Annotated in this window: 7 protein-coding genes; 3 read left to right on the top strand and 4 right to left on the bottom strand. The window is 64.0% G+C overall.

What is annotated here, in order from left to right:
* Window positions 1-695: 695 nt before the first annotated feature.
* Together IH615_RS00895 and IH615_RS00890 are read left to right on the top strand one after the other, a co-directional pair.
* Complete coding sequence (locus IH615_RS00895) at window positions 696-974, top strand: HU family DNA-binding protein (protein WP_291359068.1); 279 nt, start codon at window positions 696-698, stop codon at window positions 972-974.
* 177 nt (window positions 975-1151) lie between these two features.
* On the top strand, window positions 1152-1361 hold the full coding sequence (locus IH615_RS00890; RefSeq protein ID WP_291359066.1) for a cold-shock protein: 210 nt from the start codon (window positions 1152-1154) through the stop codon (window positions 1359-1361).
* Window positions 1362-1375: 14 nt separating this feature from the next.
* Here IH615_RS00890 and IH615_RS00885 read toward each other — a convergent pair whose 3' ends face one another.
* A complete protein-coding gene (locus tag IH615_RS00885; protein WP_291359065.1) occupies window positions 1376-2311 on the bottom strand; it encodes a DUF2493 domain-containing protein in 936 nt (311 codons plus the stop codon).
* Between IH615_RS00885 and IH615_RS00880 the strand changes: the two genes are divergently transcribed.
* Window positions 2310-2654, top strand: a complete 345-nt coding sequence (locus IH615_RS00880) for a hypothetical protein (RefSeq protein ID WP_291359064.1) — start codon at window positions 2310-2312, stop codon at window positions 2652-2654. The genes IH615_RS00885 and IH615_RS00880 overlap by 2 nt on opposite strands.
* Here IH615_RS00880 and IH615_RS00875 read toward each other — a convergent pair.
* From IH615_RS00875 to IH615_RS00865, 3 genes are all read right to left on the bottom strand, one after another.
* A complete protein-coding gene (locus IH615_RS00875; RefSeq protein ID WP_291359063.1) occupies window positions 2638-3690 on the bottom strand; it encodes a toprim domain-containing protein in 1053 nt (350 codons plus the stop codon). The two genes, IH615_RS00880 and IH615_RS00875, sit on opposite strands and share 17 nt — an antisense overlap.
* A 10-nt stretch (window positions 3691-3700) precedes the next feature.
* On the bottom strand, window positions 3701-8053 hold the full coding sequence (locus IH615_RS00870; protein ID WP_291359062.1) for a strawberry notch family protein: 4353 nt from the start codon (window positions 8051-8053) through the stop codon (window positions 3701-3703).
* 70 nt (window positions 8054-8123) lie between these two features.
* Window positions 8124-8570 (bottom strand): hypothetical protein, encoded by a 447-nt coding sequence (locus IH615_RS00865; RefSeq protein WP_291359060.1) that lies wholly within the window; start codon window positions 8568-8570, stop codon window positions 8124-8126.
* Window positions 8571-8653 lie beyond the last annotated feature (83 nt).

Here is an 8653-nt window from a genome sequence, read left to right as displayed (position 1 = left end):
TCTGGGCGGTGACATTAAGGGTGGCAAGGGTGCCTTCGAGCGAGCCGTCGGTCTTCTGGGTCAGGGTTGCGATGGTGGCCATTTGAAAAAATCTCCGTTTCGAGGTTGCTCGGGGATCATCCCCCGATGCAGCCCACAGGCGGGAGCCCAAGGACCGGCGTCACCGCAGCGGAGCGGAGGGCGAACCCCGCATGGGGTTGACGTTGGAACGGCGCGACGGACAAAGGCGGCATGAAAAGGGGGGTGATCACAAAGCAACCGCTTCCCGAACGGAGAAGCAGACCTATGGCCACCAAAGCCCTGGCAAAGAAATGGCGAGCTGGAAGATAGTCACCAACCTCAACAAATGCCCGTCCAAACAGATGGCTGTGCTTCAGCTGGGAGGATGACGATCGGCCGATGCGCCTCCGGACTAGCAGGTATCGGCGACGCATTGGTAGGTCCGGAGCAGCCAGAGCACTGGCGGTGAGTTTTCTCCAGCACCCCCTCCCTATCTGGCGGATTTCGCTCGAGGAGTATCACCACGCCGCTAGCCAGGGGGGAGCAAGCCGGTATCAAGATCGGCCTTGGTACGCTCAGACCGCGCCCTCAAAGGAGCCGGCCTCAAACTCCGAGCGGGTCACTTGCGGCCATAGATGACAGAGCCGTGAACCAATGGCATAGAGCATGGATCAATTTGAACGGGGAGCCACTTCATGACCACCGCAACCGAGATCGCCGACAAACTCGCCGCAGAACACAATCTCACCAAGGCACAGGGCAAGGCCCTGATCGATGGCGTCTTCAAGGCTATCACCGATGCCGCCGCGGCCGGCGATGAGATCTCACTCCCGGGGTTTGGCAAGTTCAAGGTCAAGGCCACGCCCGAGCGCGACGGCCGCAATCCCTCGACCGGCGCGACCATCAAGATCGCGGCCTCAAAGAAGCTCACCTTCGCTCCGGCCAAGGCGCTGAAGGACACGCTCAACAAATAGCGCCGCCCGACGCGACGGAAGTGGCCGGTCTGGCCATCTTCCGCATCCTTGTGCGCGAGGCGAGCGCCAGTTTGACTCTGTCGCCATGCCTTGCGAGGTTCCATCGCCGTTGGCGTGTTGCCAGCGGGAGGCTTACCTGCCGGCACACCGGCAGGTCAGCAGCGGCGGATCGAGATCATGCCTACAGGCACTGTAAAATTCTTCAATTCCACTAAAGGCTTCGGCTTCATCCAGCCGGATAACGGAGACAAGGACGTGTTCGTCCATATTTCTGCTGTGCAGAAGTCCGGGCTCGAAGGCCTTTATGAGAACGACAAGGTGACGTTCGAGCTTGAGAACGGCCGTGATGGTAAGATCTCCGCCACGAGCCTGACCCTCGTCGAGTAGCAGTAAGAGGGGCGCTATGCGCGCCCCTCCTCGAACTTCCAGACCGGGATGCCAAGGCGCTTGGCTTTGTCGGCCAGGTTGTCGGTAATCCCAGAACCGGGGAAGACGATCAGCCCAACCGGCATCGCTTCCAGAAGCAGGTCGTTACGCTTGAACGGCGCTGCCTTGGCGTGACGGTTCCAGTCGGGCTTGAAGCCGATCTGCACCACTTTCCGCTTCTCGGCCCATTTGGCGGCGGTCAGTTCGGCGCCACGAGGGCTGGCCCCATGCAGCAGCACCATGTCGGGATGCTTGGCGAACACTTTGTCGAGTGCCTCCCAGATTTTCGCATGTTCGTTGCAGTCGAGGCCACCAGCGAAGGCGATCTTTGTGCCGGCGGGCATGAGTGGCATCAGGTCGGCCCGGCGCTTGGCGGCGATGAAGTCCTTGCTGTCGATCACCGCGGCGGTCATCGCCTTGTGGTTGAGCTGCGATCCGGCCCGCGGGCGCCAGACTGACCCGATCTTCATCTCGAAGAGGTCGGCGGCGCGGTCGCGAAAGTCCTCAAAACTATTGCGCTTGTCGGTGAGTGTCTGACCGTCCTCGATCAGCCGCTCCAGGATCACGGACTTGACCTCGGAACCATCCTGATCGGACTGGCTGCGGCGCTGCGCATCGACGTTGCGGTCGAGCTGGCGTTGCAGCCGATCGGCACTGCGGTGGAACACATTGACCACGGACCACAACACGTCCTCCAGCTCGGGTTCGAGGCAGGTGTCGCCCAGGACCCCAATCATGGTGCTGAAGATCTCGGTGACGGCGCCGGCGACGTCATTCTCTTCGGGCAGCGGTCGCGGGTCAGCTTCTTCCGGGCCGGGGCTGTAGCCGTAGAGTTCAAGGTTGGCGATGATCCGGTCGGTGTGGGATGCGGCGTGCTCGGGTTCATTGGGATCGGATTGGTCGAACCGCATGGTGGTGCTCCTTGCTCGTGACCGCGCCCTCGCGGCCTTCCATGCGATGTCTTTGGCCGGAGGTCAGGCGGCACTGCACCGGCGCGCCAGCGTCGGCCGGAGCACAGCGGAGGATGGAGAGGGAGAGGTGTTTTGTTTCGCGCTGCAAAGCGTGGCCGCTTGGCCGCGCGGCGGAAAACACCGCGACCGAACCATTGCGGGACCGCAGGACTTGCGGCCTTATCGCCTCTTGGAAGGCCATTGGCGCGGCCACTGCCGGGAGAACCTGCTGGGTCGGCAGGACGGTTCCCCTGAACCCCGCAACATCCCCCTCCCCTTTCCGGCCTTCATCGCGCTGGCATGAACGCGGCGCGATCCGCAGCGAGCAATTGCGCCCCGACCGCTTCGCTAAGAGCATCCAGACCCCGCCGGCGCAGATCGTCGTTGAAGTCCCCCAGCCGTGGTCTCAGACTCAACACCTCGATTCCCAACGCCTGAGCGCGTTGGCTCAACCGTCCTGTTCCATTGCGACCGGCCGCATCGGCATCGCCGGCCATATAAAGGCGCTGCAAACCCGGAGGCAGGAGAAGTGCTCCCAGGTGGCCTGAGGACAGTCCGGCCACCATCGGCATCGCGGACGCCACCATGCGCAGCGACAGCAGGGTTTCGAGGCCCTCGCCGGCTGCCATAACCGTGATCGGCTGATCGGACGCGATACCGAAGCGGACCCCGGATCCCAACAGTTGACCCATGGCGCGGCGCGGTGACTCGACCGGGGCTTTGTCGGAACCGTCCGGACTGAGCCAGGTACGATGCAGGCCGGTTAGTTCGCCTGAGGTATTCGTGACAGCAGCGATCAGCGCCGGAAATTGGGTGGTGATCCCGTTCGCAGCATCCCGATAATAGCAGTTGGCGTGAAACCGCAGCGCGGAACAGCCGCGGAAGTCGGTGATGCCGCGGTGGCGGAGATAGCGCTCGGCAATTGTGCCCTCGATCGGCACGGTCATGGCATGAAGTCGCCGTGCCGCCTCCTTCGAGCCACGGACTGCGGGTTGCCCGTCCACAATGCCCTTCGGGCGTTCCGGCCGGGGCAGGCTCAAGAACCGGCGCGCTTCATCGGCGACGTCGCGGAATTCGGTGAGCTTGCCGGCATGGGCGATGATATCGAGCAGATCGCCAAATTCTCCCGTTGCCGCGTCCGTCCATTTTCCGGCGGCGCCGGGTCCAGACTCTGGCCCCTCAAGACGGACATAGAGCGAGCGGCCCGGAGAATTGTCGACGTCCCCGACCAGCCAGTAATTGCCGCTCCTCTGCCCATTGGACAGATAGTGTTTGCACACCGCCTCGGCCTCATGCGCGAGGCGCTGTGCCAGCTCGGCGACCGAGCCAGCACGCGACATCGAACAGGCCCTACGCGATCTGGCGATCGGCAATGCCGATCAGGGTATACCGCTCGATCAGACGGGCGAGGATAGCTGGACCCTCAGTGCCCATGGGCACGAAGAAGCGCAGTTTCCAGGAGATGATCTCCGACATCAATCCCATCGACCTGAGCCGATCGCGCATGCCGTCGGTGAACCCGGTCAGTTCGAGGCGATAGTCATTCATCGACCGAACCCGACGCAAATGCAGCCCATCGCCGAGTTCGAGGATGGACTTTCCTGAGGCCAACGCCGTCCAGGCGTCACCCGTCGACAGCAGTGGGACGTCATCGAGGCCAAGGTTCCGATACAGCGCCGCTACATTGGCCGGCGATATCAAGCGGCCAACGATACGTTCGCCGGCATCCGTCTGCAGCCGATAGACCCGGCATTCGTCACCGGGGATGCGCTTCCAGATCGGCAGCAAAAGGCCGGTCAACACATGGAAGGTGCTGCTGGTGAACTCGGGGACCGTGGCCAACTCGTCCGACCAGGCCGCAAAGAAGCTCTGTGCATCCACCTCGCGCCAGAAGGTTTCGGCAAGAGCGGCAACGCCGATATTGGTATGGTCAAGCGGCCGATAGAGCCGAACGCGCTCTTCGACGGCACCGTCGTCGAGCGTGATACTGGCGGCCGGGACCTGCACGGCCGCCCGGTTCGACTTGGTATTGATGAGCAGCTTCCCGGATCGTCCGGCACCGAGCTCGAGCGCGCGCGCCAGAGTCCTCGGACGGTTGCGGTCCTGGCGGGTAATAGTCACCAGCGTCGTCGCTGCCCCTGAGCCCGGATGGGTGTGAACCACCCGACGATCAGCGACGTCGAGACATTCGGCCGTGATGGTTTCCAGACCGCGGTCATAGGTGCCGGCGGCAATCGCACCGTCGATCTTGCCGGCCAGCAGCCCCTCGAAGACCGAGAACAGCAGGTTCTGCATGTCGATGGTGAGCGCGAGCAAGCGATTGAGGAATGTGGTGATCGGCGGCAGCTCATCGAGCAGTGTGCCGTCCTGCCCCTTCAGCGACAAGCCGGTGGTGTCCTCAAACATTTGCAAGGAACAGCCATCGACATTGCCGCGATAGATCTGCAAGTAGAGCTGGCGTAGCGCCGCGCGGGCATAATCGCTTTCCAGGTTATCCTCGGAGCGGAACATCCCCTGCCCGCCCGTCTGGCGCTGTCCCTTGGTGATGGCGCCTAGCGTGTCGAGGCGCCGGGCAATGGTAGACAAGAAGCGCTTTTCCGCTTTGACATTGGTGGCGATCGGCCGGAATAGCGGCGGCTGCGCTTGGTTGGTCCGATTGGTGCGACCGAGCCCCTGGATTGCGGTGTCAGCTCTCCAGCCGGCTTCCAGGAGATAGTGGACGCGCAGCCGGCGGTTCTTCGCACCGAGATCGGCATGGTAGCTGCGCCCGGTGCCGCCAGCATCGGAGAATATCAGCACGTGCTTGATATCGTCCTGGAACGCCTGGGTCTCGGCGAGGCTGGCTGAGCCGGCGCGGCTCTCGACAGCGAGGCGGACGACACCGCTGTTCCCCAGCTTGCGGACGATACGGCGGGACCGCCCGGTGACCTCCGCGACAATTTCGGTGCCGAACCGCTGGATGATCTGATCGAGCGCCCCCTGTACCGCCGGCAGCGACGCGAGATGCTCGATCATCGCACCGCGGCGCCGGACTGCCTCCCGGCACTGCACGGGATTGCCGTCGATATAGACCGGACGCGAGGCGATATTGCCCTCGTCGTCGGAATATTCCTCATAAAGCTGGGTGGGGAAGGAGTGCTGCAGATAATCGAGCACATATTCGCGGGGCGTGATGTCGACCTGCACATCGCCCCAGTCTTCCGTGGGAATTTCTGCCAGCCTGCGTTCCATCAACGCCTCGCCGGTGGAGACAATCTGGACAACGGCGGCATGACCGGCGGCCAGATCCTGCTCGACTCTCGCAATCAGCGTAGGCGTCTTCATCGAAGTGATGAGGTGATTGAAGAAGCGCTGCTTGCTGGATTCGAAGGCCGACCGCGCCGCGGACTTGGCCTGGCTGTTGAGCGTGCCGGTCTCACTGGTGATATTGGCGGCCTGCAGCGCCTCGTTGAGATGGCTGTGGATCACCTGGAATGCACTGGCATAGCTGTCGTAGATGCGGACCTGATCGGGGCTCAATTCATGCTCGACGATCTCGTATTCGACGCCTTCGTAGGAGAGCGATCGGGCGGCATAGAGCCCGAGCGATTTGAGATCGCGTGCCAGCACTTCCATGGCCGCGACGCCGCTGGCCTCGATCGCCTCGACGAATTCGGCACGGGTGGCAAACGGGAAGTCCTCGCTGCCCCAGAGCCCAAGGCGCTGGGCATAGGCGAGGTTCTGCACGGCAGTTGCACCGGTGGCCGAGACATAGACGATGCGGGTATTGGGGAGAGCGTGCTGCAGGCGCAATCCCGCGAGACCTTGTTGCGAGGGCCCCTGATCGCCCCGCGCACCTTTGCCGCCGGCGGCATTCGCCATGGCGTGGGCTTCATCGAAGATGATAACGCCATCGAAGTCGGGGCCGAGCCAATCGACGATCTGCTGCACGCGGCTGGCCTTTTCCTGCCGCTCCTGCGTGCGGATCGTGGCGTAGGTGGTGAACAGGATGCCCTCGTCGAGCCTGATCGCCGTGCCCTGTCGGAACCGCGACAACGGCGTGATCAGCAGCCGTTCCTGGCCGAGGGCCGACCAGTCCCGCTGGGCGTCTTCGATCAGCTTATCCGATTTGCTGATCCAGACGGCGCGGCGCCGGCCTTGCATCCAGTTGTCGAGCAAGATGCCAGCGGCCTGACGGCTCTTGCCGGTGCCGGTGCCATCGCCGAGAAACCAGCCACGACGAAACCGCACGGCGTCCCCAGAGTCGTCGGGAGCGGCCGAAACGGTGTCGTAGGTCTTGGCGACCACCCATGAGCCCGCCAACATCGCACCATGCGCCTCACCGGCATAGATGACGCTTTCGAGCTGTGCTTCCGACAGCAGGCCCTTTGCGACGACATCCGTCGGCAGCGTCGGCCGATAGCTCGGACGGGGTGGTGCGACCGATGCCATGGCTGCGGACTGGACCAGTTGGGTGGGATGGTCTTGCGCGCCAGGGATCTGGATCGCTTCGAGGGCATATCCCTCGTAGATCGCCTCGGTCAGTGAGCCATTCTCGACAGGGCTCCAGTCGATTGTCTCGTAGTCGAGTGGGACCGGCTCTGCCGCGGCCGGGGCCGGCTTGACCGCCCGGGGCGTCGTCAACGCCGTCTGCGAATGCCGACGCAGTGCCGGCACGATGGATCGTGCCCCCTCGATCCCATCTTCCTGGCGTGGACGCTGTGGGATCGTAGCGAGCCATTCGAGCAGTTCAGCAACGCTGCGGGCGGTCTGCCGGGATGCTGGCACGGTTTGCGGAAAGTCAGCAGGAACCTTGTCGATGACGGTCAGGCGCGTCGAGGCCGTGGTGCCGTGCTTGGCATAGACGCGACCATCGATGGGTGCAGAGAAAAGAACGCGTCCCTGCCGCTGCAGGCGCCCGAATGCCTTTCGCCACTGGGGGCTCGCGGGATCGAGACTGGCGCCAGTAATGGCGACCAGGCGCCCGCCGTCGGCGAGCCGGGCGAAGGCGGCACAGAGGTGTCGGAAGTCGGCATGGGCGGCACGGCCCTTAACCTTGGCCGCCACCGAGAACGGCGGGTTCATCAGCACGACGGAGGGGCGGATCGCGGCATCGAGGAAGTCATCGATGTGGGCGGCGTCGTAGCGCGTCACCGATATCGACCGGAACAATACCTCAAGCATGTCGGCCCGTTTGTCGGCCAGCTCGTTGACGTGGAGGCGCGCGCCGGCGCGCTCGGCAAAGATCGCGAGCAGGCCCGTGCCGGCCGAGGGCTCCAGCACCAGGTCGGCCGCGGTTATGCCGGCGGCGTGTGCAGCGACGAACGCCAGCGGGATGGGGGTCGAGAGCTGCTGAAAGGCCTGAGTATCGTCGTCGCGGCGAGTATGGGTCGGCAGCAAAGCCGCGACCTGCACCAACATGGCGAGCAACTTTTTGGGTGTGCCGGCGCGCAGCGTCATGCCGGCGCCGAACTGACGCAGAAACAGAATCTGCGCCGCCTCGCAAGCGTCGTATGCGTCCTTCCAGACCCAGAAGCCGTCGGCATCGCTGCCGCCAAAGGCGTCGATCATGACGGAGCGTAGATGGGTGGTATCGACGGCGCTACCGCGTTCGAGATGGGCGCGCAGGGTCTCGGCGGCGCGAAGGATGGCGGCGGCAAGGGCCGGAGGGGCAGACAGCGGTACGCTGTCGGCGGCAAATCGAGAGGAAGCGGCAATAGGCATGGGATTGGTCCAGGAGAGCCAGAAGCGGGACGGCCCGCCGGATGCTCTCTCTGAACCCGGCTGGCTCGCCTCATCCCGGCCTGTCTCTGCCTCTAGCCTCGGCCGCAGCATCCTCCGGATCATCGGGTCCGCGCCCACCGGCGAGGATGGCCTCGGCCATCTCGATGGCCCAGGTGGCTTTGCCAATCCATTCGGGTGATGTCGCTCGGCCGGCCTCGGCGTCCGCGACCATGATCTTGAGGAGGCCAAGCAAGACCTCAAAATGGCCACCTTGACGCTGCACCGCCTCGCCGAAATGCGGCGGCACCGGAACCGCAGTTCCGGAATAGGCGGTATCGGCGCCACGCCAGATGCCGGTGACGTAGGTCTCGCCGGAGGACTCCGGGTCCTCTTTCTGATTGGACCAGTCGCCGTCTTCGATAGCGAGGCGGCAGGCGGCTTCCGGGGTCTCTGCCGTATAAGTCCGATGCCGGAAGACCGGCAGGCGGTAGGTAGTTTCGATCGTGTAGTCGGGCATGGGTGGCTCCTGAACGAAAGCGGCCCGGCGCTCCATGGCGAGCCCGGGCCGTGAGTTGTGAACTGTGGCGGGCGGCCCGGAGC

Source organism: Devosia sp. (genome assembly GCF_014860165.1).
GTDB lineage: Bacteria > Pseudomonadota > Alphaproteobacteria > Rhizobiales > Devosiaceae > Devosia.
This window is presented reverse-complemented; position numbering and strand designations above follow the sequence as displayed.

What these genes read in the sequence shown, in the direction of transcription:
- IH615_RS00895 (WP_291359068.1), top strand. Translation starts at nt 696, where the DNA reads ATGACCACCGCAACCGAGATCGCCGACAAACTCGCCGCAGAACACAAT.
- IH615_RS00890 (WP_291359066.1), top strand. Translation starts at nt 1,152, where the DNA reads ATGCCTACAGGCACTGTAAAATTCTTCAATTCCACTAAAGGCTTCGGC.
- IH615_RS00880 (WP_291359064.1), top strand. Translation starts at nt 2,310, where the DNA reads ATGGTGGTGCTCCTTGCTCGTGACCGCGCCCTCGCGGCCTTCCATGCG.
- IH615_RS00885 (WP_291359065.1), bottom strand. Translation starts at nt 2,311, where the DNA reads ATGCGGTTCGACCAATCCGATCCCAATGAACCCGAGCACGCCGCATCC.
- IH615_RS00875 (WP_291359063.1), bottom strand. Translation starts at nt 3,690, where the DNA reads ATGTCGCGTGCTGGCTCGGTCGCCGAGCTGGCACAGCGCCTCGCGCAT.
- IH615_RS00870 (WP_291359062.1), bottom strand. Translation starts at nt 8,053, where the DNA reads ATGCCTATTGCCGCTTCCTCTCGATTTGCCGCCGACAGCGTACCGCTG.
- IH615_RS00865 (WP_291359060.1), bottom strand. Translation starts at nt 8,570, where the DNA reads ATGCCCGACTACACGATCGAAACTACCTACCGCCTGCCGGTCTTCCGG.